The sequence below is a fragment of the Catonella morbi ATCC 51271 genome (genome assembly GCF_000160035.2).
Classification (GTDB): Bacteria; Bacillota; Clostridia; order Lachnospirales; family Lachnospiraceae; genus Catonella; species Catonella morbi.
In genome coordinates this window covers 571,836-598,067 of the sequence record NZ_KI535368.1, presented here as the reverse complement: position 1 = coordinate 598,067, position 26,232 = coordinate 571,836, and the positions used below count along the sequence as shown (strand labels likewise).

Annotated in this window: 18 protein-coding genes and 1 pseudogene; 17 read left to right on the top strand and 2 right to left on the bottom strand. The window is 36.1% G+C overall.

Features of this window, described 5'->3' with window-relative positions:
- Positions 1–721: 721 nt before the first annotated feature.
- The 8 genes and pseudogenes from GCWU000282_RS09695 (at position 722) to GCWU000282_RS17100 (ending at position 5,300) form a co-directional block, all read left to right on the top strand.
- Complete coding sequence (locus GCWU000282_RS09695; protein WP_023354927.1) at positions 722–988, top strand: GIY-YIG nuclease family protein; 267 nt, start codon at positions 722–724, stop codon at positions 986–988.
- Positions 972–1,292 carry a MarR family transcriptional regulator gene (locus tag GCWU000282_RS09690; RefSeq protein ID WP_023354926.1) on the top strand — a complete coding sequence of 107 codons (321 nt, stop codon included), beginning with the start codon at positions 972–974 and terminating at the stop codon, positions 1,290–1,292. Before GCWU000282_RS09695 ends, GCWU000282_RS09690 begins: the two co-directional genes overlap by 17 nt.
- A 113-nt stretch (positions 1,293–1,405) precedes the next feature.
- Entirely contained in the window at positions 1,406–1,654 is a 249-nt protein-coding gene (locus tag GCWU000282_RS09685; protein ID WP_023354925.1) for a helix-turn-helix domain-containing protein, read from the top strand.
- A complete protein-coding gene (gene rhuM / locus GCWU000282_RS09680; RefSeq protein ID WP_023354924.1) occupies positions 1,641–2,600 on the top strand; it encodes a virulence protein RhuM/Fic/DOC family protein in 960 nt (319 codons plus the stop codon). Before GCWU000282_RS09685 ends, rhuM begins: the two co-directional genes overlap by 14 nt.
- Before the next feature lie 190 nt (positions 2,601–2,790).
- On the top strand, positions 2,791–3,048 hold the full coding sequence (locus GCWU000282_RS09675) for a hypothetical protein (RefSeq protein ID WP_023354923.1): 258 nt from the start codon (positions 2,791–2,793) through the stop codon (positions 3,046–3,048).
- 499 nt (positions 3,049–3,547) lie between these two features.
- A pseudogene (locus GCWU000282_RS17635) lies at positions 3,548–3,760 on the top strand (ATP-binding protein); the annotation flags it as partial.
- A gap of 89 nt (positions 3,761–3,849) precedes the next feature.
- Entirely contained in the window at positions 3,850–4,305 is a 456-nt protein-coding gene (locus tag GCWU000282_RS09670; protein ID WP_035040191.1) for a low molecular weight protein-tyrosine-phosphatase, read from the top strand.
- A 191-nt stretch (positions 4,306–4,496) separates the two neighbouring features.
- The gene (locus tag GCWU000282_RS17100) at positions 4,497–5,300 is read left to right on the top strand and encodes a DUF6935 domain-containing protein (RefSeq protein ID WP_023354920.1); all 804 of its coding nucleotides are present in this window, start codon (positions 4,497–4,499) and stop codon (positions 5,298–5,300) included.
- A gap of 52 nt (positions 5,301–5,352) precedes the next feature.
- Here the strand turns inward: GCWU000282_RS17100 and GCWU000282_RS09660 are convergent, their stop codons facing one another.
- Complete coding sequence (locus GCWU000282_RS09660; RefSeq protein ID WP_023354919.1) at positions 5,353–6,252, bottom strand: helix-turn-helix domain-containing protein; 900 nt, start codon at positions 6,250–6,252, stop codon at positions 5,353–5,355.
- Between the two features lie 302 nt (positions 6,253–6,554).
- Here GCWU000282_RS09660 and GCWU000282_RS09655 point away from each other — a divergent pair, with 302 nt between their 5' ends.
- From GCWU000282_RS09655 to GCWU000282_RS09625, 7 genes are all read left to right on the top strand, one after another.
- Positions 6,555–7,724, top strand: a complete 1,170-nt coding sequence (locus GCWU000282_RS09655; RefSeq protein ID WP_023354918.1) for an MFS transporter — start codon at positions 6,555–6,557, stop codon at positions 7,722–7,724.
- 1 nt (position 7,725) lies between these two features.
- Entirely contained in the window at positions 7,726–8,109 is a 384-nt protein-coding gene (locus GCWU000282_RS09650) for a VOC family protein (protein WP_023354917.1), read from the top strand.
- Between the two features lie 281 nt (positions 8,110–8,390).
- A complete protein-coding gene (locus GCWU000282_RS09645; protein WP_023354916.1) occupies positions 8,391–9,752 on the top strand; it encodes a sulfatase-like hydrolase/transferase in 1,362 nt (453 codons plus the stop codon).
- A gap of 396 nt (positions 9,753–10,148) precedes the next feature.
- Entirely contained in the window at positions 10,149–11,246 is a 1,098-nt protein-coding gene (locus GCWU000282_RS09640; protein ID WP_023354915.1) for an anaerobic sulfatase maturase, read from the top strand.
- 93 nt (positions 11,247–11,339) lie between these two features.
- Positions 11,340–13,946 (top strand): leucine-rich repeat domain-containing protein, encoded by a 2,607-nt coding sequence (locus GCWU000282_RS09635; RefSeq protein WP_023354914.1) that lies wholly within the window; start codon positions 11,340–11,342, stop codon positions 13,944–13,946.
- A 10-nt stretch (positions 13,947–13,956) separates the two neighbouring features.
- Positions 13,957–20,778, top strand: a complete 6,822-nt coding sequence (locus GCWU000282_RS09630) for a S8 family serine peptidase (RefSeq protein WP_023354913.1) — start codon at positions 13,957–13,959, stop codon at positions 20,776–20,778.
- Positions 20,779–20,905: 127 nt separating this feature from the next.
- Entirely contained in the window at positions 20,906–22,540 is a 1,635-nt protein-coding gene (locus tag GCWU000282_RS09625; protein ID WP_051384168.1) for a sensor histidine kinase, read from the top strand.
- 82 nt (positions 22,541–22,622) lie between these two features.
- Here GCWU000282_RS09625 and GCWU000282_RS09620 read toward each other — a convergent pair whose 3' ends face one another.
- A complete protein-coding gene (locus GCWU000282_RS09620) occupies positions 22,623–23,855 on the bottom strand; it encodes an ATP-binding protein (protein WP_023354911.1) in 1,233 nt (410 codons plus the stop codon).
- Between the two features lie 208 nt (positions 23,856–24,063).
- Here GCWU000282_RS09620 and GCWU000282_RS09615 point away from each other — a divergent pair, with 208 nt between their 5' ends.
- Together GCWU000282_RS09615 and GCWU000282_RS09610 are read left to right on the top strand one after the other, a co-directional pair.
- Positions 24,064–25,005, top strand: a complete 942-nt coding sequence (locus GCWU000282_RS09615) for a type 1 periplasmic-binding domain-containing protein (RefSeq protein WP_035040188.1) — start codon at positions 24,064–24,066, stop codon at positions 25,003–25,005.
- Between the two features lie 10 nt (positions 25,006–25,015).
- Positions 25,016–26,068 carry a galactose ABC transporter substrate-binding protein gene (locus GCWU000282_RS09610; RefSeq protein WP_023354909.1) on the top strand — a complete coding sequence of 351 codons (1,053 nt, stop codon included), beginning with the start codon at positions 25,016–25,018 and terminating at the stop codon, positions 26,066–26,068.
- The last annotated feature ends 164 nt before the right edge of the window (positions 26,069–26,232 follow it).

Below are 26,232 nucleotides of genomic sequence, written 5' to 3'. Positions count from 1 at the left end.
GTCCATTGTGAGGTGGAATCTGAAGAAAGTCGGATGGCAAATCTCCAGTCTGACAAATAGAAATCACATCAGGCTATGGCTAAGGATAAGGTTGCCTGACAAACTGAAGTCCAATAACTACTCGGAATTAGCTGTGGTAAATGTGGTAGATAGGTGGAGAGAAAGAAACGTGTGGTACCTAGGGAGGTTTTGTCAGTGGTGGAAACAGGGTAAGAAGCCATAGTAACAATGAATGGCAAGAAGTCAGCAGAAGTCATAGTACCATTACGGTTGCAAACATAATGGGAAGGACTGAACTTTAGGAGGTGTTAGTAAATGAATGTAACCAATGATGGATTTAAGGACAGACAACTTCATATCGAGGACTGTCTGCAAATGGTATCTGCGGAACGCAAAAGAGTATGCAGAAGTGTCCGACCATCAGAAGATTGCTGAAAGAAACGACACCATCACATATTTTCAGATATGAAAATATGTGAAAACTAAAGAATCGCCGAGTACCAAACGGTATGCACGATGGTGTGGGAGGTCAGTAGATAAAATAATTATTTACATCTTACCCGATTTATGTAAACGAAGTAGGGAATAGTAAAATTACAGTATCCGTGATATAATTTTATGTTAGATTGATGCATTAATACCATTGCAATAATGGTTATGTTTTTTTTTGAGGTATAACGAGAATAAAATAAAAGATTGAGTAAATTGTGAGGTACGTTCTATGAGTGAAAAGAAAGGCGTCGTTTATATCTTAACAAATCCATCTTTTCCAGAGTATGTAAAGATAGGATATGCTGATGATGTCAGAGAAAGAGTAAATCAACTTAACAGAAGTGAATGTACACCGTTAGCGTTTAGAGTTTACGCTACCTATGAGGTAAATGTGCGACTTACAGATATGAAGATACACAACATAATCGATAAGCTTAATCCAAACCTTAGGAGTATTGATAATGTAGAAGGTAGAAAACGTGTCAGAGAATTTTGACAAATATGGACGGAGTGCATTTTCATTTGCAGATGGAATGCTTAAGGTTACTATTCCTTTGGAATTTGAGCGTGAAGAGATTATAAACCGTGTAAACAAGGAAAAAGTGAAAAATAACCTGACAGATAATCAGAAACATGTTTATGAATATATGTCATCTAATATAGTAAGTAATTTACAAGAGGTAGCTGATGCTACCGGCCTAAGTTTGGGAGGAGTCAAAAAAATATGCTCAAAACTTCAAGAACATGGGTTATTGGAAAGAAAAGGCTCAAAAAGGGATGGAATGTGGGTAACTAAGTAGAATTTGAAATATCACAGGATTCAGTAAGATGAAAAAGGGTGTGTATAATTGCATACCCTTTTATTTAATTATGAAATGTGATATAATTTACTCAATGAGTAAAGGAGGTAGCTATGGAAGAAAAGACATTTCAGAATAGGATGAAAGAATTGCGGGAATCCACAGGGCTTAATAGAAAAGAGTTTTGTGAACAATTTGATATTCCTTATAGAACAGTGACAGAATGGGAGTTAGGCCATAGAAATGCTCCGCCGTATGTATTTAGATTTTTGGAATATTATATTCGCATGCAGGAGTTGATGAAAGAAAAGGGAGTTGAGAAAATTGTAAGTGGGGAGGATGATGAGAATGAAAGACAATAGTAATAAAGACAATGAACTTATTCTGTTTGAAACAGAAGACAGGGCAGTAACATTATCAGTGCCGGTGAATCAAGAGATGGTTTGGCTGAGTAGAAATCAAATGGCTGAGCTGTTTGATCGAGATATAAAGACTATTGGCAAACATATCAAAAATGCATTGAGTGAAGAATTGGATAATCAAGTGGTTGTCGCAAAATTTGCGACAACCACTAAACATGGAGCTATTGAGGGCAAAACGCAAACACATATGACAGATTTTTACAACCTTGATGTTATTATCTCTGTCGGATATCGTGTTAAATCTAAACGTGGCGTGGAATTTCGTAAGTGGGCAAACTCTGTGTTAAGACAGTATATATTGAGGGGATATGCGGTGAATAATAATCGTATCGCACAGCTTGGTGAGGTAATACAGATTATGAAGCGTACACAGAATTCATTGGATAGTAAGCAAGTTCTTTCAGTTATTGAAAGATACAGTACTGCTCTGGATTTGCTGGATGCTTATGATCACCAGAATATGTCCAGACCAAAAGGTAATGCAGCAACATATGTGCTTACATATGAAGAATGTATGGAGATAATTGCAAGTATGAGATTTGGTGATGAATCAGACATTTTTGGAAAAGAAAAAGACGGCTCCTTTGAAGGAAGTATCGGTAATATTTATCAGTCTTTTGCCGGACAGGATTTATATCCGACTCTAGAGGAGAAGGCAGCACATTTATTATATTTTGTAACCAAGAATCATAGTTTCTTGGATGGAAATAAAAGAATTGCTGCAACAATGTTTTTGTATTTTCTGGATAAGAATGGAGTACTATTTGTTGATGGTAAGAAAACAATTGATGACCATACACTTGTAGCCCTCACAATTATGATTGCCGAATCAAAACCGGAAGAGATGGAAATGATGATTACAGTTATCATAAATTGCATGAAATAAGACTAAGTGGATATTATTGTTAGAAAGAACGAATAAACAATGAAATAAGTCAAAATCAGAGTTTTCGAGATTTACTTACGACGAGTATGATGTTTTGCGCCAGACAAAGTTGAGAGTTAACTTATGATCTTATTGACCGGTTAATTTTCTAATTATATAATAACAAATTTGAATTTATTGGGAGAGAAATATGCAAGATTATATCGTACTTTTAGGGAGAGCTGGTCTTGAATATCATGATAAAAAAGGAATAAAATATTTTGTGGATTCGGAATTATGTATGGGAGATGAATATGATGAATATGATTATGCTATATATGTAGACAGTATAAAACGTATGGATTCAGATAGAAACTTAAACAATAATGAAAAAATTAAAATTGCAGAAAAAGTATTGTTTCTGTGCAAGAAGGATGGAATGAAACCTCAACTATTTTACGATAAATAGATATAATTTAAATCCCAGTTTCTAAACCTACTCAACATCGCTTTATCAACAAGTTAAGCAAATCAAGGAATTAGATATTATTATGCCTGATAACTCGCAAATTCTTCAACCAAAGATAAGTGCATTTTCATATGAATTTATGGCAGGTGGTAAAGCAAAATACCGCCTGTTTTTCGTGTTTCCTGGGGTACGAGTCTCTAAAGACTGAAAGCCCCTAATCCATCCTGGTAGTGGCAAGTGGATGGCATAAGATAGCTGCGTATAATCATAAAATCATATAATATTATCTTGCGTATAATCGAAAAACATTGGTATAATATGCGCATAATCAAAGAAATATCATAAATTAATTCCGCGTATAATCAAAAGTGTGCAAATTGAGGTATATTGTGGCTGATGAGGAGAACCAGATGATTTAAAAAGAAAAATTTATAACAAATTATTGGATTGGAAAAATGGTTGCAGAGAAACAAAAGCGATAAAATACCTGAACAAGCTTGATGATTTCATTATATCCAACAATAGTAAGCTGAAATATAAAATGTATCCGATAGAAGTAAAGTCAGGGAAAAAATACACTACAGCTTCACTGGATAGGTTTAATGAAAAATATAAATCGAGAATAGGTGAGAGTTATATTATTCATCCAAGAAATCTTGTAATGAAAGATAGAATAGTGTGTATACCGGCGTATATGACATTCTGTTTATAAATCATATTTATTTTAAGAAGAATATGACAAAGTACAAGATAAACCCAAGCAAAACAAGGCGATTTACTGCATTTTAGGAGGAAAATTTTATGACAAAAATACTTTTTATTTGCCATGGCAACATCTGCCGCAGCACCATGGCACATTTCGTATTCCAGGACCTCGTTAACAAAGCAGGTCTTACAGGCAGCTTCTTTATAGACTCAAAAGCCACCAGCACAGATGCGCTCGGAGAATCTACCCACTATGGTACGGTGAAGAAGCTGAGGAAAGTCGGAGTTCCTGTCCTGCCTCATACATCTACCCAGATAACCAAGGCAGACTATGGGAAATTTGACTATATAATAGCCATGGATACAAATAACATCAGAGACCTCGACAGAATCTTAAAAGGAGATCCTAAAAATAAGATAAACAAGCTCCTGTCTTTTGCAGGTAAATCGGGAGATATAGCAGACCCATGGTATACAGGTGATTTTGATGCAACTTACAGAGATGTGCTGGAGGGCTGTACAGGTCTGCTTAATGAATTAATCCCACACTGAAATTAAATTGATTAATCACTCTTAGGCAAACTGCACAATTTAAGTACAGGTAAATTGTGCAGCTTGCCTAATCATTGTGAGTATTTTATGTCTAAAGCCACAAAATACTCACGATGACCATATGATTTTTGCTGATTTTTTGCTATACTAAATATTAAAAATATTACAGAGCAGAAAGGAAGGGTTACAAAATGAAAAAAATAATTGCTTTTATGTTAGCTATGATTATGATTTTATCATTTTCTGTAGGTAGCGGAAATAAGTCTGATGCAGGAGATTATGTGCTGGGGGCAGTGAAAGAGGGGAAGAATGAGACAGATGTAAACGGTTATAAAGCGCCGGTTATGAATTATACAGCTGAGGATGGCGGTCGTATGGAGCTTGCTAAAGTAAACACAAGTCGAAAAGAAAAATCCAAAAAAAGAAAATCTAAAAAAAGAAAATCCAAAACAGGAAAAAACAAAAAGAAAGCCGTTACTAATTCTGACATAAACAATAGCGGAAATAAAAGTGAAACTTTTACTTTTCAGAGTTTGCCTGAGAGTCTGGATGAACTTAAAGAGCTTCCCGAAGCCACTCTTGATACTCCGTTTAAAACCGCGGCACTCACATTATGCGCGTTATGTGCTTATTCAAAAGATGAGGAAGTCGGAAAGGAAATGTTGAACTGGCTCAAGGGACCACAGCCTTTGTCGAACGCTGAACTTCAGTTCCTTAAGGAGAGAATAACAGGAAGAACCCATGTGCCATTCTCTTATTTTGCCGGGGCAAAGCCTGACAACGACTATACACCTGACGAACCATTTACATTAACAATAAGTGACAATCCTTATTCTTACCAGAATCAAAATTATGCGGTAATGCATCTGAAATCAGGAGGAGCAGACAGTCCGCGCCAGATTAAGCTGCGTAAAAAGGGTAATCAGTGGTTTCTGTGGGAGCAGTTTGTTCTTGTGGACATACGCGCACCAAAATCCGATGATCCTTGGCAATAAATTGAGCAACCCCAATAATTAGGAATAATGCGCATAGGAGAATCATTAACTTCTATGCGCTTTTCTTTGCCATATATTCTGTAGGGGTACAGCCAAACTCCTTTTTGAAACATCTGTTAAAATAGGTCGCATCGGAAAAACCGCAGGAATAAGCAATATCGCCTATGCTTCTGCCTTCAAGGCTGTCAAATTCCTCAACTGCTTTTTGAAGACGGTATTTAATCAGATATTGTATTGGAGTTGTTTTTAATATCTGTTTAAACAAACGAAGACAGGAACTTATACTTATATCTCCGCTCTTTGCAATGTCAGCTATCGTAATCGTTGTGGAATAATTATTTTCAATAAAAAACAATATCTTTTTGATACGGAGTTCATCCTGCTTGGTTTTATGGGTGAACTCTGTCTCATTTTCAATTAAGTCTATATTACTTTTAATAAGACTGAAAACCTTGGTCAGGTTATGACGGACTGTGATTGGATAGTCGGTTTTCTCATAAGCACCGGTAAGCCAGACATCGTTAGACAGCCGTAGAATGCTGTTCTGCCATGAAATGCCGGGACTTAGCTTTATAAAGGGCAAAGCCTGTTTTTTAAATATTGGTTTTATATAGGTTTTCCATACTATGTCCTCGTTATGAGCTGCAATTTCAGGGGAAAATATCAGAGCACGCTGATGTCCCTTGGGAGATAAGAGCTTTGCAGAGTGAAGAATTCCACTATTTAAAAAATATCCCTCTCCTTTATTTAATACAAAACTGCTGTTTGCTATTTGTACAGAGACAGAACCTTCTGTTATTATTATAATTTCAAGTTCATCATGCCAGTGCCAGGGAACCTTGACCTTTGTCAGGTCATCATCAAAAAATGCTATGGGAAAGTCCGAGGTTCCATAGGTAAGAAGTTCCCTTCCGCTACTGTCTGTCTTATCAACCGAGTATGATAATGCCATAAATATTTCTCCTTATTCTTGACGAAATAATACTATAATATCTGCAGATTTTGGCGATAAAATGCTATCTGTTTATTAGTATTATACGATATAATCCTAAGAGGTCAAGAATATTATAGTCAAATTACTCTGATATAAATCACAGAATTTTTATATACATACTATAAAGTGATGTGGATGTCAAAACTATTTGACTCCCAATAATACAGGATTGCTTTTGCTTCACATCCCGCAATCCTTGCAAAAATATTTCAAATATGTTTTGTGAATAATTTGAACTAAATAAATGTGGAGGAAATTTAATGGCTTCATTACTCTTAGTGGTTATCTACCTAATTTTCATCAGTCTCGGACTGCCGGACTCACTGCTTGGCTCAGGCTGGCCGGAAATGCAGGTTAATTTCTCGGTGCCTTCATCTTATGCAGGCTACGTATCTATGACAATATCATTTATGACAATAATTTCAGCTCTTTTGAGTCCGAGAATGATAAAGAGGTTTCATACAAAATGGATTACCATAGTGTCGATTGGTTTGACAATAATCGGCCTGTTAGGTTTTTCTGTCTGTGGAGAATACTGGATGTTATTTTTGTTCGCGGTTCCATACGGACTCGGAGCCGGAACCATAGATGCTTCTGTAAACCATTATGTTGCAAATAATTATTCAGGTTCAGTAATGAATTTCTTACATTGTTTTTATGGAGTAGGTGCGGTTATAAGCCCTTATATTATGGCGCTTGCACTTAAATATGCAAGATGGAATGAAGGTTACAGATGGACTTCTTATATTCAGATATTAATTTTACTTGTATGTATATTTTCACTCCCTCTTTGGAAGGCAAACGGCAAAGATGAGGAAGAAGACCATAGTAATAGTGCAGGCATAAGGGAAGCACTTAAGGTACCGGCAATCATTTTCACCTTGATTTCATTTTATGCCTATTGCGCAGGTGAAGCTACCTGTTTTTTATGGACTCCAAGCTATTTTGCAGGCACAAAGGAAGGACTTTCTGCTGATACCATTGCATCCTTTGGCGCATTGATTTTTGGAGGGCTGATGCTTGGAAGACTGATTTCAGGCTTTATTTCAAATAAGCTTGGAGACAGAAAACTTATTCGTATCGGAATTTTTATAGAATTACTTGGAATAATTATGGTGTTTTTACCTGATGTAGATTATCGGATTGCGGTAGCAGGTTTTGTTATCATAGGTACGGGTATGGGACCGGTATATCCCGCTATCCAACACATGGCTCCTGCTAATTTTGGAAAGAAATACAGTGCAGCGGCTATAGGTCTGCAAATGGCATCAGCCTATGTAGGAAGTACCTTCATGCCTATGGTGTTTGGAATATTGCAGCAAAAAGTCGGTATAGAAATTATGCCTGTTTACATACTTATATTTGCTTTAATAAATTTTTCAATGCTTGAGGTGGCTTATCGTTTATTAAAGAAAGAAAAGGTTAGTTGATATGAAAATAGAACATGTGGCAATGTATGTAAATGACCTTGAGGCTGCAAAGTTTTTTTTTGTAAAATACTTTGGAGGTCGGGCGAACGAGTTTTATTATAACAAAAATACTGATTTCCGCTCTTATTTTATAAGCTTTGAAGATGGTACAAGGCTTGAAATTATGAATAAACCTCAGATGGAAGATGTTAGTAAGGGAATAATCCGTACAGGATATATTCACCTTGCATTTTCGGTAGGAAGTAAGGAGAAGGTGGATGAACTTACGGAAAATCTCAGAAATGACGGTTATGAGGTTTTAAGCGGACCAAGAACTACCGGAGATGGTTATTATGAGAGCTGTATTTTAGGTATAGAGGGAAATCAGATTGAGATAACAGTATAGTGGGAATATTAAGACTTCATTCATAAGAGTGAGGTCTTATTTATGTTTGAGAAAAAGAATTATAATGAAATCTTGACAGCCATGTAGCTAAAGCATAAAATGATGTGGGTGTCAAAAGATGACAAAATCTTTTGCAAGCAAGCTTGCATCGAATTTTTATACTTTTGATATTTGTATCATAAAATATCTAAAGCCAATAATCTGATAAAATCAAGAAAATAATTGAAGATTAAAAATTTTGCCGGATAAATGGCGGTTTGGGGTTAAAATTGGAGGTAAATATGGAGAGGCCAAACATAATTTTCTTTTTTTCAGATCAGCAGAGAGCTGATACAATGGGGGTTTACGGACAGGAGCTTGATATAAGTCCGAACTTAGACAGGTTGGCAGGTGAGGGAGTGCTGTTTAGAGAGGCATTTACCGCACAGCCGGTATGCGGGCCTTGCAGAGCTATATTTCAGAGCGGAAAGTATCCAACGGATATAGGCTGTTTTAGGAATGGACAGTCTCTTCCAAGGGATATCAAAACTTTGGCTAATTATATGGAAGAAGCAGGATATGAAAATGCCTATGTAGGTAAATGGCATCTGGCAAGTGATAGGGCAAGCTACAGTGTACCTGCCAATCCTGACTATGAAACCAGTGCCATACCATTGGAGAGACGTGGTGGATATAATGGTTTCTGGAGAGTGTCAGATGTACTTGAGGCTACCTCACATGGCTACGATGGTTATGTATTTGATGAAAATATGAATAAGCTTGAATTTAAGGGCTACAGAGTTGATAGAATTAATGATTTTGCGTTGGAATTTATAGATAAATATGACGGAGCAAAACCATTTTTCCTTACGGTATCTCATATTGAGCCGCACCACCAGAATGACAGGGCAGATTATGAGGGACCTGATGGTTCAAAAGAGAGATTTAAGGATTGCAAACTGCCAAAGGATTTAGAGGTTCTGGGCGGAGATGCAAGGCAGATGTATCCTGATTATTTGGGCTGCTGTAAGAGCATAGATGATAATTTCGGAAAATTGGTTGAAAAATTAAAAGAAAAAGGTTTATACGATAACACGATAATAATCTATTCATCAGACCATGGCTCACATTTTAAAACCAGAAACAGGGAAACTTACTTAAAGGGCTCGGATGACTACAAGAGAACCTGTCACAGTTCTGCGCTTAAGGTGCCTTTAATCATAGCAGGAGGAGGATTTAAGGGTGGAAAAGTTGTAGAGGAAGTGGTTTCTACATCTTCCATACCAAAGACTATCTTGGCTATGGCAGGAGTTGATGTGGGTGAAGCTATGATAGGTGAGAACTTAGAAACTCTGATAGACAAAGAAACAGATGAGAACAAGGTAGTATATGCCCAGATCAGTGAAAGCAGACTTGGAAGATGTATAAGAAGCAAAGACTACCTCTACAGTGTATATGCCCCTGAAAGTAACGGCTGGGATGAGGATAGAAGCGATGTATATGAGGAAGAATTTTTCTATGATTTAAGAAATGATCCTTATGAGTTAAATAACCTTGTAAATGATAAATCTACTCTGGGAATAAGAAAAAAACTGGCGGAAAAGCTAATAGAGAAGATAGAAGAAGCTGGTGAGGGAAAAGCAAAGATAATAATTAAAGAATGATTTTAAGGACTAATATTCTAAATGGCAAGATATGGGATATTAGTCCTTTCTCTATAAGATGATATGTGTGTCAAAAGATAATTGAAATAATGGATATAAATACTTATAATGGGAATAGTTAAACCCAATTATATACGACATAGGTCACAGAATCATTATTCTTCATAGTTAAGTAGTATAGAATATTTTTGGTCTGAGACTATAGGTTATGTTACCAAACATCTGTAAAATATCGTAATTTCTAGCCTAAGACTTGATTACGATATTCCACAGGATGTTTCGTGAATAATTTGGACTAAACTATATTCACGAGGTATCACAGAACTATCAATTTGAGAGATGCAGAAGATTTTGTGCTGCTTTGTGAAAAATTGAGGAAGTAGTATAGGAGATAATATGCCCGCTATCAGTGTACTTATAAAACCCGCTTCAGGACTTTGCAATATGCATTGTGATTATTGTTTTTACAAGGATGAGATGGAAAACCGCACAGATGCATCCTTTGGTTTTATGACGGAGGAAACCCTTAAAAATTTAATAAGAAAGACTTTACTCAGGGCTTCCGGTATGGCAAGCTATGCGTTTCAGGGTGGTGAGCCGTCACTCAGGGGACTTGATTTTTTTAAGAAGGCCGTAGAGCTTCAAAAGAAATATAATAAAAACAATGTAAGGATAAATAATGCTTTCCAGACAAACGGAACGCTTATTAATGAGGAATGGTGCCGATTTTTTAAGGAGAATAATTTCCTTGTCGGACTTTCAATAGACGGAACAAAATGTATACATGACAAATACAGACATTTGACAGGAAAATCAGCATACGAAAAGACCTATGAAACTGCCAAGCTCTTTGATAAGTTTGGGGTGGAATACAATATTTTGACAGTGGTAACTGCTGATGTTGCAAAGAATATTGAGGAAATTTACAGGGATTATGCCGAAAAAGGTTTTAAATATCAGCAGTATATTCCCTGTCTTGAAGCATTTACGAAAGATAATAAACAAGGAGAATTTGCCCTTACCGCAGAGGCTTACGGAGAATTTCTTATTAAACTCTTTGACCTTTGGTTTGATGACTGGAAGAAGGGCAGACAGCCCTATATAAGAAGATTTGAAAACTATGTCGGGATTCTTATGGGCTATATGCCGGAAGCTTGTGAACAGCGTGGAGTTTGCGGAATACAAAATACTGTAGAGGCAGACGGAAGTGTCTACCCCTGTGATTTTTATGCGCTTGATGAGTATAAATTAGGCAATTTTAACACAGATAATCTTGATGTGATAAATGAGAACAGAATTAAGAGTAAGTTTATAGAACGCTCCATTCCTCTGCCGGAATCCTGCAAAGTCTGTCCATATATTCAGATATGCAGAGGAGGATGTATGAGAAACAGAGTGCTTAATGAGAAAACAGGAGAATATGAAAACAGGTTTTGTTTAAGTTATAAGATGTTTTTTGATAAATGTTTGGATAGAATGTGGGAAATAGTGTAAAATATTGTAAAAGTAAAACATAATAAAACAGTTGACAAATTCTTCAAAAGATACTAAAGTTAGTTGTTACTAACAAAAGAAAAGGAGAGAATTATGTTAACAAATAAAAAGAGAAACATTAGTATTTTGATGATTATACTAATGTTAATTTCGTTATTCACGCCATCCTCATTAAAGGCGGCAGGTAATAATTTTATAATAAAAAAGGCTGTACTTATAAAATACACCGGAAATGAAAAAACGGTAAGAATACCTAAAGGCGTGAAGAAGATAGGAGCTAAAGCTTTTTATGGCAATATTGGTATAGAAAAGGTAATCATGCCTTCCACGGTTAAAACCATAGGTAAAGAAGCATTCTCTAATTGCCGGAATTTACAAGGTATTAAGTTACCAAAAGGTATTAAAAAAGTTGAAAACAAGGCTTTTGAAAACTGCAGTTCTTTAGAGAAAATAATAATACCCGAAAGCGTGAAGAGCATAGGGAGTAAAGCTTTTGCTAATTGTAAAAATCTCACCGATTTAACTGTTAAAAGCAGTAAAACAAAGGTAAAGGGCGACAGCTTCAAGGGTTGTAAAAAGATAGGCAATATGAACCTTGATTTAACTGACAGTGCAGAAAATACAGTTAATGAAAATACAGAGAAGAAAATTGCAGACAACCATAATGATAATGCAAAGAAAAAAGAAGAAATTAAAGAAAAAAAGCCTGATACGGAAAAACCTGCAAATTCAGGGAATTCAGGTTTTGGTGGAGGTGTAGGAGGCGGATTTGGCGGCGGTTCTTCAGGCGGCGCAAATGAGCCTAAGAAAACAGAAAAGCTGATAAAATCTGTGGAGAAAATTCCTGATATATCCCTAACAGAGGGAAGTAAGAAGGAAGAAGTAAATGCTAAACTGCCTAAGTTATTTACAGCAATCCTAAGTGATGAAACAAAGGTAAAAATTACAATAAAGTCTTGGAAAGGTCTTGAAAAGATTGACTTTAACAAACCTGCAAGATATGAAATTGAAGCAGAATATGACTTACCTTCAGGGGTAACGGGAGCTAAAAAAGAAGTTAAAACTACAGTAGAAATAAAGAAAAAGCAGATAAAAACTATTATAAGTGTAGAGGCTGATATAAAGGAAATAACGGTTGAATACGGAGCTGACTGGAAGAAGATAGAAGAAAATCAACTTCCAAAGACACTTTCAGCTACACTTAGTGATAACACCAAATTTACCATTAATGGAGTAAAATGGAGCTATTGCAATACATATAAGGCAGGTAAGACAAGTACTACAGCTATATATAATCTTCCTGACGGAGTTGTCGGAGAAATGCCAACCTGTACTATAGCTGTAAATGTAAAGCCACAGGCAGTATTAAAACCAAAACTTGAATTTGAAAATAAAACATATTATTACAAGGATAATCCCGTAATTACAGTTAAAAATATGCCAAAAGATGTGAAAACAATAAAGGTTGAGGCAGCTAAAGGTTTTGAAACATCAAAAGAAATTTCTTCGCCTAAACAGTATACGGTTGCAGGCGATAAGATAACACTTATTACTGACGGAATTTTTGAAAGTACGGTAAAGAATTTTGATAAAAATATAGAACTTGATGTGAAAGTTACAATAAACGAAGAAAGAGTACCGGGTACAATAACCATACAATATGCACCTGATCCTAATTTTAATCCGGCTAAAAAAAGGGTGGTTAAGATAATTACACAGATACCTGAAATAACTGTAGAAGTGGGAACAGGCTGGATAAATAAGGTAAAGGAATTAGTTACTGACGGAAAATTGCCTGCTTCATTTACGGTGGAACTCTCTGATAATAGTATAAGGGATATTGCGATAAAGAGCTGGGGCTTTGTAGGTACAAGGACAGCAACAACTCCGGGAGTGCCAAGGCAGAGTGAAGCGGAATTTGACTTACCTGAGGATATAGAAAAAGAAGATACAAGTGGTAAAAAGGTTAAGTTCTATGCCAATATCACTGTAGTTCCAAAGCAGTTGCCTATGTCGCTTAAAACAAATAAGACAGAATACTATTATGAAGAAAAGCCTGAAATAACAATAGAGAACTGGCAAAGCCATAATAATGATATAAAAATAAGCAGAATTAAAGATAATGTTGAAACCCGCTTAGATGAAACTGCTTATGAGTTTAATGCAGGTAAAATAGTTATTTTTACAGATAAAGTGTTCAGCGGGGAAGTGGCAGGAGATGAATTCAGCCAAGATACGGAACTGGTACTTTCTGTAACGGTTGGCACAAATAAACTGCCAAATCTGACCATAAAATATCTGAAAGGCAAGAAAAATAAACCTAATACGGAAAATGCAAAATTTACTGCAATAGCGATAGAAAGTGAGGACGGCACTACACAGGACGGTTTTGTAATATTCCAATATGCAGAAGGGAAAAATATAAAGATACTTTTAACCGGAAAAGACGGTGTTGTCCTTAACAGAGATGATGTACTTGATAAATTAAAAATTACCGGCAGATATAATAACAGCTCGGACGGTGCAGAATTTTCCGTAAACAAACATGGAACACAGCTTCTGAAAAAATGGAACTCACCTTCTTTAGAGTTGAGAATTCCTTCAGATTACAACGGAATTAAAGTTAATAAAAAGTTTTATCTTACCATAGAGATAGAGGGCTTAGGAGCAAGTGAAGTAAAAATAATAACAATGCCATAAGGAAAGTAAAATGAAAAAAATAAATAAATTTAAAAAGTTAAAAAGTTTTCTGGCTTATTTTTTGATATTGTCATTAGTTATGTCATTATCATTTCCGATGACTAAAGAAGTAAAAGCGGAAGAAACATATAACTCGGATAAGTTTCAGAAACTTGAGGAATTATTAAAGGATAAAAAAGATAAATATGATGTCCTTATTAAGTGTGAGCCTGTAGGTATAAATACCGTGGCTATGGAGTTAAAAGATATTGCAGCAGACTCTCAGACAGAAGTTTTATCCATACTTAACAGGGGAAGAATTGAAGGCAGAGTACTTGAAGTAGAATCTTTTTATATTGCAAACGGAGTACATGCGGTTGTAACTGATGATGAAATCCTGCGCGAAATAATAAAGCTTCCAACTGTAAAAAGCATAACCAACAATGGCAGGATTTATGAGATTAAACCCATTAAAAATGTAAAAGGACAGAGCAGAAAATCTGTAATATTTGTACCTGATGAAAGAGAGATAGAATGGGGAGTCAGCCAGGTACATGCAGATAAGGTATGGGAAGAGTTTAATGTATCAGGTGCAGGAATAACTGTAGGTATTATAGATACAGGTGTAAACTACAAATTGCCGGCATTGAAGAACGCTTATAAAGGATATAACAAAGAAACAGATACCTTTGATACACAGTATTATAAAGACTTTGTAGATGGACTTATGGAGCCTGCGGCAAGTCCTGTAAATGACCATGGAAGCCATGTGGCAGGTACTATCTGTGGAAGAGAGGGTGACAATCTTAATCAGATAGGAGTTGCACCGGGCGCTAAGTTTATAAGTGCGAGGGCTATCGGTGATAAAGGCGGCGCTACAGCGGATTTGCTTGCGGCGGCACAGTGGATGCTTGATAAGAAGCCTGATATTATCAATAACTCTTGGGGCGGTGATGCCGATAATAACGAGTGGTTTTTAGAAGTTGCAAAGACTTGGCGAGACAATGGCATTTTGGCAGTATTTGCAGCAGGCAATCAGGCAGCAGGAGAGCCTGTGCCGGGACTTGGAACTATAGCCAATCCGGGAAATATGCCAAATGTATTTGCAGTAGGTGCAAATGATATAAATAAAAAACTTGGAACATTTTCAAAAAAAGGACCTTCTGCATTTGAATCCATAAAGGATAAAATAAAACCTGATGTAGTAGCACCCGGAGTACAGGTGCGTTCCGTAGATGCAAGCGGAAACTATGTGTCTTGGAACGGCACGAGTATGGCAGCTCCACATGTAGCAGGAGTTGCGGCACTTATAAAGTCGGCAGATAAAAGTTTAACACCAGAGGAAATAGAAGAACTGATGATAAAAACAGCCGAGCCTCTTACCGATATTAAGTTTGACAAGGCTCCAAATATGGCTTATGGTAACGGTCTGGTAAATGCCTATGATGCTATAGCGGTTATGAAGGGCAGGGAAATGGGCAGCATAACAGGGCATGTATTTAAGTCGGGCAAGGATGAAAGAAAAGCTGAAATCACCGTAACTTCACAGGATAGTGCTTATGCAGGCAGAGACTATAAGGTAAGTGCTAAAATAGATGATGACATAGCGGTAAAAAGTGCAAAATTATTGTATAAATCAGCGGATGAAACCGAGTTTAAAGAAAATGATATGCTTCTTGAGTCAGGTGACAGAAAGTCGGGAGTATACGGAATTGCAATACCGGGTGCATCCCTTAAAGCAGGCGGTTTGAATATAAAAATAAAAGCAGTAGATTTTGCTGATAATGAAACAGAAGCGGAAAAAACGGTAGCAGTTAAAGGGGGTATTACCCTGCCATGGAGCTGGGATTTTGAGAGTGGGGCAGACGGCTTTATCCTTGAAAACAGGTGGAAGGTAACAAATAAACCATCTGCAGGAGAACCACCTATGCAAAACGGCAGTACTGCCTATGTAGGAATAGATGCAGGGCGTTCAGTATTTGAGAAGAATATAAGCAGTTATCTCTATCTTCCGCCGTTAGACCTAAGTACGGTTTCTGAAAAGAAAATAGCACTTACGCTTGATGAATATAAGGGATTTACCGGCATTACGGTTGCTAAGATAGAAGCTTCAACAGACGGTAAAAAATGGGATTTAATTCATAATGTTGAACTTCGTCCGGATATTACACTGGATCAGCGTAAATGGGAAAATAACAGTTATGATTTAAGTAAATACAAAGGTCAGTCTGCACCTTTGCTTATAAGGTTTTATTTTCATGGACATGACGCAGATCAGGGTTGTGGCTGGTATTTAGATAATATAAAGCTTGATTACGGTACGGCTAAAAAACCTCCAAAGGTCACAGAACTTAAAGGAGAGTACGGTGCTAAAGGCTTTAAGCTTAGCTTCAGGATGCTTGAGGAAACGGACATAGAAAGTTATATAATAGAAAGAAAGACGGAAAACGGTGAATTTGCAAGGATTAAAGAGCTTAATAAAAATGAATTAATCAGAGAATTTATAAACAACGGCACAGGCAAGACACACTGGAGAGTTAATTATTATGATGACAGTGTGGAAGCGGGCAAGACATATACTTATAGAGTCAGAGCTGTAAGTGTATTTGGTAATGAAGGAGAAAACTCAAAAGAACTTACTGCGATTATAGGAACAGATAAAATCAAATATAAATATAGCTTTGACACTGATGCTAACGGATTTAGCACAGAGAGCTTAAATAATATCCCAAGTGATTGGGAATGGGGCATACCCAAACGTCCGAATCCAATGCCAAGCGGTTTTAATATGAGAAGTGTATGGGACGGAATGGACAGGGAAGGTAAGGCGGTCCTTACAGGTATGTGGGGAACCAAGATTCAGGGAATATTCAGTAGAAATCAGGACACCTGTCTTAATATGCCTGAGTTTACGGTAGAAAGCGGAGATTATATTTATATTGACTCTTTTTCTACGCTTAATACTGTTTCACCAAATAAGTGTGATATAGAAATAAGCGATACCGAAAAGAATGAATGGCAGACCTTGTTCGGCTCTGATGTAATTCAAAATGCAAGGAAACAGAATGAGTGGCAGACCTTAAAGAAGAGTCTTTCAGAATATGAAGGTAAAAAAGTAAAAATCAGATTTCATTTTAAGACAGGCGGAGGAATAATCAGTGATTATGAACTTGGCTGGTATATAGATAATGTATCGGTTGAGCCTGAAAGAAAGCATTTTGAAGAAACAGCCCTGTTAAAGAAGAAAACAGACAATGTCCGCATACAGACAATGAATGTGAAGTCAACTCTTTTTGGGGTTAATTCAGGAGAACCTGTAAACATAACAGGAGTACCTGTTTTGGCTAAGATTATGATACTTGAAACAGGAAAATACACTTATGCTGACCTTAGGGACGGAAGTTTTAAAATTCCGCATTCTGTTAACGCAGCCGGTAATCATTACACATTGAAAATTACTGCAAAAGGTTATGAGCCTATTGAAAAAAAGATAGATATTTCAAACACTAAAAACTTTAATGAAGATTTTCTGCTTAAAGAGGCTAAAAAAGCTACACTGGGCGGAAGAGTGGTTGATGAAAACGGCTCTCCTGTAGCAGAGGCTTTTGTAAGGGTAGTAGGAGAGGATGAAATACTTCCTGTTCAGACAGGTGCAGACGGAAGTTTTAAGTTTCCTGAAATATACACAGGAGAATATACTTTAAGAGCATTTAAGAATAATTATATTTCTTCTGAGATAAAGGCGGTTGTAGAAGCAGATAAGGAAAATAAAACAGAAGATTTAAAGCTTATAGCCATAAACAGAAAAAAAGAAGAAAAGAAAGATTATGGATTTAAGATATTTGCAGATCCTGCAAAAGGTTATCAGACAACTCATTTCATAGGCAGTATGAAAGGAAATGCGGTCAGATTTCAGTCAGGCTACAAGGGAGGAATGCTTAAAGAAATAGAGATTTTCCTTGTAAATAACAAGATATATAGCGGCAGCCACATTCAGGTTGCAGTGCTTGGCTATAATAAGCATGGCAGACTTTATGAATTGATTCCTTTTAAGCAGGTAAAAGATCCGAAGCCTAATGAATGGAATAAGATTGATGTATCAGAATATGCAATAAGAACTGATGATCCTGTATATGTAGCTACCCGATATGAGAAAAATGTGGATGAAAGCATGGGAGTTTTTTATGATATAAATGCTTCAGAAAAAGCTATCAAAAGGTCTTTCATTTATGACGGAAGCTTCATAAAAACTACGGTAATGCCTGCAAAGGGTGCTTATGCTATGAAAACAACCTGGCTTTATGACGAAAATGCAGAAGTTAATCCTGAATCAGATATCACAGAGGGCAGTTCAAAAGATGAAAATGATATAAAAATAACAGAAGGAGAAGAGGTATTTACCTTTGATGCCGCAACAGGCACAATTACAGCTTATACAGGCAGAAGTACACAGGTGGAAGTACCGGCTTTTATAAAGAACATTCCCGTTAAAAAAATAGGTGAGAGGGCATTTGACGGTACTTCTAAGGATATAATAAGGAAGATAAGAAAGCTGACAATTTCAGAGGGAATAGAGCAGATAGGAAAAGAAGCATTTATAAATAATAATTTAACTGAAGTTCTTTTGCCTAAGAGTCTTAAAACTATTGAAAACGGAGCTTTTAAAGGGCAGTATAAGTCGGGGCTTGAAAATACAAGTCTTAAAGTAACCATGTTCGGAGGGGTAAAAACCATATCTGAAAGTGTTTTTGAAAGTGCAGGAAATCCGCTTGTTATAACAGGAATGGATAATGTGGAAAGTATTGAGAAAAATGCTTTTGCAGGAAATAAGCAGATAGAAATTACCGCCCCTAACCTCACTAAAATAGCAGATGGGGCATTTGGTACACCTATAAATCCTGCCGAATTTGATTATGCAAAAGTATATACATCTCTAAATACCGCCCTTACCTCAAAAAATGGAGAGTATCTTATCAATCCTGCCAAAGTAACGGTAAATATGATTGATGCAAAGGATACGGAAAATGTACTTAAAATAGGCTTGATTTACGGAGATGACAAACCGCAGTCTTATAGAAGAAATATAGAGGCAGACAGATTCTTTAAGATAGGTATGCAAAGAAAGATAGACATTCCTATAATAAAGGATAAAACCGGAACTGAGTACATAACAAAGGATAATGCAACACTTACTTTAGAGAAAGAAAACAATTTAAGTTTTTATTATTACAAAAAAGAACCCGGACTTAGATTGCCGATTCTTACAACCGATAAGGAAATAGTAGGCTTTTCACTTCCAAATACGGTGATAAACATTAAAATATCCGATAAAACCTATAAGGTAGACAGTAATGAGGACGGATTATTCAGACTTTCATTAGATAAAGAGCCGACTGAAAATGCTGAAATAACTTTATCCATAAATGATATGCTTATAGGAAAGCTAAAGGCGGAAAAATATAGCGGAAGTTCAGAGTTTATCACAAAAGGTAAAAAACTTCTCAGGTATGTAGGAAAAGATGAGAAGGTAACCATACCGAACTCTGTAGGCAATGGAGTAGGGCTTGAAGAAATAGGAGATTTTGCTTTCTATGGAACTAAGCTTTTGGAGGTCACTCTTCCTGACAGCATAAAAACCATAGGTTCAGGTGCATTTATGGAAACAGGTTTAGAGGGATTCAGTTTTAAGAATGAGGATGTAAACCGTGCCGCACTTAGAACAGTAGGAGAATATGCTTTTAGGAATAATAAGCTAAAAGAAGTAAAACTGCCTGAACTTGCTCACATAATACAAAAAAGAGCATTTGAAAATAATGAACTTGAAAGCCTTTTACTTGGAAAGTATACAGGACATATCGGAGATTATGCGTTTGCAGGCAATAAACTCTCGGAACTTCTTATTTACGGAGAAATTGAAGAAATAGGCAAGGCTGCATTTATGAATAACAGACTTAAAGAAGTAAAAATAATGCCAAAGCCTGAGGAAAGAAAACATGGTTTAGAGAGAATAGAAGAGCTTACATTTGCAGAAAATATGTTAACTACAGTTACACCGCCACCGACTGTAAGCTATATACACAGTACGGCGTTTAATAAAAATGCTTATGGACAGGTGAGTGTAATCACTGATAACAGTAGTGTAGAGCCGGGTGAGAATTTTTACATAGTCAGAAAAGATGGAACTATCCTAAGAAGAAATAACGGCGGAGCAGGCGGCTCATCAGGTTCTGCTGTGTTTGAAGGAGTTCCTAAAACAACTGAAAAAGAAAATGTAAAAAAAGAAAAACCTAAGGAAGAAAAGACTGAAAAAACAGGAAGAATTGCCGGTACAGACAATGCTCAGACAAGAAAACTTAATTGGAATGCGGCAAAAAAATATCTTAAAATTGCATCCTCACTCACTGTCCGAGTTGGAAATGCGGGAATTATCCCTGCTGACATACTTAATTTTGTAAAAACCAATAAAAAGAGTCTTATCCTGAATATGGATAATAAGATTAAGTGGATAATAAACGGCAAAGACATAAAGAAAGTAAAAGGAAGCGAAGTTAATTTTACAGTATCAATGGGCAAAAATAAGGATATTGCCGGTAAGGTTTCAGCAATAAAAGGTCTTAAATACATAGGAAATTTAAGCTTTGCTAAAAATGTAAAGATAGCAGCTACCTTAGAAATGAATATAGGCAGGAAAAATGCAGGCTTATTTGCTTATTTGTTAAAACAAGACAAAGACGGATATAGAACAGTACTTGAGACAAAAATAAGCAAAAACGGTACAGTTAAGTTCAAACTTAAAGGACTTGAAGATTATGTGCTTGTCACGGGCAAGAAGAAAAAGTATAAAGGTTTTTAACAAAATAGTGTTAGATTAAAATGATTAAAGGCTTCATCTGAAAAGGTGGAGCCTTTGGTTTATTATATAGATGTTGGTTAAATTATTGTGTTTTTGTACTTATTGACTATCCCCCCCCAAACTAAGTTTGAATTATTTTACAATAACCTCGCTTATAGCGGTGCTTTTGATAGTAATATCAATCTATTCAAGGCTTTCTTCCCAGCTTTCGGACACGATATATTATGGAATTGTTAAAAATGTAAACCTTTCTGAAGAATCAATCAATGAAGAAATGACTTTCCTTTACAACAATAACAAGGATCAGGTGTTAAATATCGCCTTGATTTCTAAGGAAGGCGAGCCTATAAGCGTAGTACCTGCGGCAAGATTCAGAAAAAATTTTGATGTGGGGGAAGAGGAATGGTTTGTAAATGCCCTGAATAAAACTGAAAATATACATTTTACCCGTCCGCACGTACAAAAGCTTTTTGAAAAAGGGAACAATGGATACAGGTGGGTAATAAGCATGTCAAGAGCCGTTGAAATCACTAACGGAGGAAGTACAGAACAGGCAGTTTTGCTTATTGATATGGTATATCAGGGGCTTGACAGTGTACTTGACGAGGTTTCACTTGGAAATGGCGGCTACATCTACCTTATAGATTCAACAGGAGAGATAATCTGGCATCCGAAATTTGAGCTTATTGCCTCAGGTAGGGTTAAGGAAAATAATCTGGTTGCGGCAACATACAGTGACGGAAGTATAGAAGAAGAATTTAATAATACAGCCCGTACTGTAGTAATAAAGACGGTAGGATATACAGGCTGGAAGCTGGTCGGAGTTATAAAGGGAACCGGAATTTCACTAAATACCATCAAAACCAGATTGTTTATTGTATTTGTAATTTTTCTCATTGTTTTCATAGTAGTATTTATAAATTCATATATTTCTTTCAGGGTTACAGATCCGATCAGAGAACTTGAGAAGTCTGTAAAAAAGCTTGAAGAGGGTAATCTGGATGCAGACATATACATGGGAGGCTCCTATGAAATCCAGCATCTCGGAAAGTCCGTACAGGATATGAAATACAGGATAAAGGGGTTGATGCAGGATATTGTCACCGAGCATGAGGAGAAAAGAAAAAGTGAGTTTGATTCCCTACAGGCGCAGATAAATCCTCATTTTCTCTACAATACCCTTGATGTTATAGTCTGGCAGATAGAAAATGAAAAGCAATCCGAAGCGGTGCATACTGTTACTGCCCTTGCGAGATTTTTCAGGCTTTCACTGGGAAAGGGCAAAAACATAGTTACGGTAAAGGCTGAAATAGACCATGTAAAAAACTATCTTATGATTCAGCATATGCGTTTTAAGAACAAGTTTGACTATGAGTTTGACATAGCGGAAGATGTATTGGAGCTTTCTTCATTGAAACTGATGCTCCAGCCCCTTGTGGAAAATGCAATTTATCATGGCATGGAATTTATGGATGGGGACGGACTTATCAAAATTAAAGCCTGGCGTGAAGCTGATGAGCTTTATTTGTCAGTAACTGACAACGGCCTCGGTATGACAGAGGAAAAGGTGGCTATGGTGCTTGAGGGCAAAAGTAATTCAGGCAACGGCAGAGGTTCAGGCATAGGAGTTAAGAATGTAAATGAGAGGATAAAACTTTATTTTGGTGAGGATTATGGACTTAAAATAGACTCCGAGCCTGATGTAGGGACTACTATTATTATTCATTTACCTGCAAAGAAGTATGAGGAAGAAAATATATAGAATTAAGTTTTGGACTTATAGCTCAGAAAGTTTATTAAAATATAAAGTTTTAGACTTAAAAGTCTAAAACTTTATATTAAAGTTAATTGCCCGTTAACCAGTCAATTACATTTATTATTTTAATACCGTTTTCGGAAGTAATGAAATTTCGCTCGGAGGTTAGTATAATTTTCTCATAGTTGTCATTTATACTTAGCAAAGGGCGAAGCTCTCTTTCTCTTGTTTTTGGTGAAGCAAGGCTCTCAGTAACCTGAATATACAGTTTTTCGTTAGGTTTTTCAGCAAGAAAATCTACCTCGGTATCACCGATTTTCCCTATATATACTCTATAGTGTCTTCTTATAAGTTCAAGAAATACGATGTTTTCTAAAATATGCCCTCTGTCAGCATCTCTGTATCCTAACAACATGTTTCTAAATCCCATATCTACTATATAGTTTTTATCTAATGTTTTTAAAAGCTGCTTTCCTTTTATATCATATCGTCCTACTCTATAAAAAATAAAGGCATTATTTAGCATTGAAATATATTTATCAACAGTTTTTCCGGCTATATTTTTGATTTTACCTTTATCAATGTCACCTTCACTTGAAAGGATATTTCCGATCTTATTCGGGGAGGTTATGCTTCCAATATTTGAGGAAAGAAAATGTGCTATTTTATCCAGTGAAAGTTGGTCACTTTGATTATGCCTTTGTAAAATATCTTTTAAGATTACAGTAGAGTATATGCCCTCAAGAGCCTGATTGATTCTCAGCTCATTAAAGTTATACTCACGAAGTACAGGCATACCGCCAAATTTGAGGTAGTAAATAAACTTTTCTTCAAGTCCTGTTTTATCGTCAAAATTATAAAAATCTAAAAATTCACTAAAAGATAAGGGAAGCATTTTTATTTCAACATATCTTCCGGAAAGCAGTGTGGCAAATTCAGTAGACAGTAAATAGGCGTTGGAGCCGGTAATATATATATCAACATCATAATCTACCCTAAAAGATTCGATAGCTTTTTCCCACCCGGATACAACTTGAAGTTCATCAAAAAGCAAATAGGTTTTTCCGGGATTTTCAATTTTATCACTTACATAATTGTAAAATGAAAGATAGTCTGATAGGTCGTTATATTTCAGAGATTCTAAATTCATGTGGATTATTCTGCTTTTATCTATGCCGGTCTCTAAAAGGTATTGGCAAAAAAGTTCCATAAGCGATGATTTTCCGCATCTTCTTATGCCGGTAATTATTTTTATCAAATCCACATCTTTATTTTCTATAAGTTCATTAAGGTATAACGGTCTTTTAATTAAATTTTTCATAAGCTGCTCCTTATCAGAATTATGCTTTTAGAATACTATAAAACAATACTAAAATCAAGTTTCTAACTTATAAGTAAGAAAATATATAAAAATATAAAGTTTTAGACTTGTAAGTAAGAAAAAACTATGAACGGTTGAGATAAATAGTAGTGGTTCACAGGCAAACTACATGTTATACTATACCCAAACTCTTGTGAGAGGAGATCCTATGAACAAAAAAACAATAATTTTCTGGTTCATATATGCAGCTATCCTTGTCTTCCTGTACATTCTCTCAGGTACAGATCTTATAATCAAAGAAAATGAAGCAAAGGTTTATTCCATATCAATACTTATAGACGGGATTTCGGGAGAAAATCTGGAAAATGTGAAAAAAGGTATGGATGAGGCTGCTTATGAGTATAATGTAGATATGAGTTTTCCTGCGATTGCGGATAATATAACTATGGAAGAAAAGCTGGAACTGGCCAAAGAAGAGATAGAGGCTGGGGCAAAAGCCATAATTATAGGAAATAGATGGAAAAGAGAAATTGCGGAAGAGATTAGAAAAAATCACCCTGAAATTCCGGTACTCATTGCCGGCAGTATGAAGGATGAAAAAGGTAAGGCAAGTGTTTCATTAAATTACAACGATATTGTTAAACTTATATCAGAAAACATAAGGGCTAATGAAAGTGTGAATAATGAGGTATGCATAATTGCAGAAGATTTTTTGAATGAAGACAGTATTGCTAAAGAGTTAAAGTTAAAGCTGGAAGCTATGGGTTATAAGTTAAACCTTGCAGAAGGTGAAGGACCTAAGTTGGAAAAACAGCTTAAGGCCCTTAACAAAAAACAAACTGTATTTATTACCCTGGATAAGGAAAGCACTGTAAGACTGGTTAAATATAATGATGACAATAACTTACACACTAAAATCTATGCCGTTGGGACGACAGACTATCTGCTTGGCAAGCTTGAAGATGGTGAAATATCAGGAATGGTAGCTTGGAATGAGTATGATATGGGATATTTCATGGTAGAAAAGCTTTTAAAAATGCTCACAGATAAAAGTGGTTATAAGAAGGATGAAATAGAAGTATTTTATATTACAGCCGGGGATTTAAAAGATGAAGATTATATAAAAAAGCTTTATCCGATAAACGGCTAAGGAGATAACGATGAAGAAAAAAATAATTCCTGCCTTTTTAACAGGTATTGTAATAATAGCGGCAATTTTTGCCTTCATAATATTTAGCAAAAGCAAAGAAGGGCTGACAGACAGACAAACCATAAGAATAGGGGTAAGCCTTTACCGTTTCAATGATACCTTCATATCAAGCATTAAAAAGGAAATGGAAAATTACGTAAAGTATTATGAAAAGGGAAACGGAATAAAACTCAATATGGAAATAGTGGATGCGGGAGGAAGCCAGCTTACGCAGAATAAACAGGTAGACCGTTTCATTTCCTTGAACTACGATGTGATTTGTATTAATCCGGTAGAACGTGCAGATGCCTCTGTGATTATAGATAAGGCTTTGGCAGCAGACATTCCTGTTGTATTTTTTAACAGGGAGCCGGTGGAGGATGATATGAAACGTTCGGATAAATTCTGTTATGTAGGTGCTCCTCCAAAGGAATCCGCTATACTTGAAGGTAAGATTCTGGTGGATGCTTACAAAAAGGATAGCTCGGTGTTAGACCTGGACGGAGACGGAGAGGTAAGCTATATACTTTTGGAGGGTGAAGCCAGCCACCAGGATTCAATAGTGAGAACCGAGTGGTCTGTTAAAACTTTGAAAGATGGCGGAGTTCCTATAAAAAAACTTGCCGGAGACATAGCTAACTGGGATAGAAATCAGGCAGCAGCCCTTATGGAAGGCTGGGTTAAAAAGTACGGAGATGAAATAGAGCTTGTATTGTCAAACAATGATGATATGGCGCTTGGTGCAATAGATATAATAAAGAATGAAAAATCTCTTAAAAATGTTAAAATTGTAGGTGTTGATGCGACAGCTCCGGCACTTGAAGCAATAAAAAAAGGAGAGCTTTTTGGAAGTGTATCCAGTGATAAGCCTGAGTACGCAAGAGCTATAATTGAGTTTGCGATAGCCAAGGCGACAGGGAGGGAACTGCCGAAGGATATCAAAGATAAAGCAGTGAACGGAAAATATTATAATGTAAGTCAGTATATTGTGACGGTAGAGAGTCTGTCAAAAATTACTCACTAACCGGCTGAAGAATAGGAGATATAAGCCTTAATTAATATGAATATACAAAAAAAATATTATTCCGTTGTAAAAAATAGCTAAAAAAATCTTATAAAGACAGAAAAAAATTCTATATATTAACCTCCTTAAGTTTGATATACTCGTCATTGTAAATGATTAAACCA

What these genes read in the sequence shown, in the direction of transcription:
- GCWU000282_RS09655 (WP_023354918.1), top strand. Translation starts at nt 6,555, where the DNA reads ATGGCTTCATTACTCTTAGTGGTTATCTACCTAATTTTCATCAGTCTC.
- rhuM (WP_023354924.1), top strand. Translation starts at nt 1,641, where the DNA reads ATGAAAGACAATAGTAATAAAGACAATGAACTTATTCTGTTTGAAACA.
- GCWU000282_RS09615 (WP_035040188.1), top strand. Translation starts at nt 24,064, where the DNA reads ATGAACAAAAAAACAATAATTTTCTGGTTCATATATGCAGCTATCCTT.
- GCWU000282_RS17100 (WP_023354920.1), top strand. Translation starts at nt 4,497, where the DNA reads ATGAAAAAAATAATTGCTTTTATGTTAGCTATGATTATGATTTTATCA.
- GCWU000282_RS09645 (WP_023354916.1), top strand. Translation starts at nt 8,391, where the DNA reads ATGGAGAGGCCAAACATAATTTTCTTTTTTTCAGATCAGCAGAGAGCT.
- GCWU000282_RS09610 (WP_023354909.1), top strand. Translation starts at nt 25,016, where the DNA reads ATGAAGAAAAAAATAATTCCTGCCTTTTTAACAGGTATTGTAATAATA.
- GCWU000282_RS09640 (WP_023354915.1), top strand. Translation starts at nt 10,149, where the DNA reads ATGCCCGCTATCAGTGTACTTATAAAACCCGCTTCAGGACTTTGCAAT.
- GCWU000282_RS09620 (WP_023354911.1), bottom strand. Translation starts at nt 23,855, where the DNA reads ATGAAAAATTTAATTAAAAGACCGTTATACCTTAATGAACTTATAGAA.
- GCWU000282_RS09630 (WP_023354913.1), top strand. Translation starts at nt 13,957, where the DNA reads ATGAAAAAAATAAATAAATTTAAAAAGTTAAAAAGTTTTCTGGCTTAT.
- GCWU000282_RS09675 (WP_023354923.1), top strand. Translation starts at nt 2,791, where the DNA reads ATGCAAGATTATATCGTACTTTTAGGGAGAGCTGGTCTTGAATATCAT.
- GCWU000282_RS09660 (WP_023354919.1), bottom strand. Translation starts at nt 6,252, where the DNA reads ATGGCATTATCATACTCGGTTGATAAGACAGACAGTAGCGGAAGGGAA.
- GCWU000282_RS09685 (WP_023354925.1), top strand. Translation starts at nt 1,406, where the DNA reads ATGGAAGAAAAGACATTTCAGAATAGGATGAAAGAATTGCGGGAATCC.
- GCWU000282_RS09635 (WP_023354914.1), top strand. Translation starts at nt 11,340, where the DNA reads ATGTTAACAAATAAAAAGAGAAACATTAGTATTTTGATGATTATACTA.
- GCWU000282_RS09695 (WP_023354927.1), top strand. Translation starts at nt 722, where the DNA reads ATGAGTGAAAAGAAAGGCGTCGTTTATATCTTAACAAATCCATCTTTT.
- GCWU000282_RS09670 (WP_035040191.1), top strand. Translation starts at nt 3,850, where the DNA reads ATGACAAAAATACTTTTTATTTGCCATGGCAACATCTGCCGCAGCACC.
- GCWU000282_RS09650 (WP_023354917.1), top strand. Translation starts at nt 7,726, where the DNA reads ATGAAAATAGAACATGTGGCAATGTATGTAAATGACCTTGAGGCTGCA.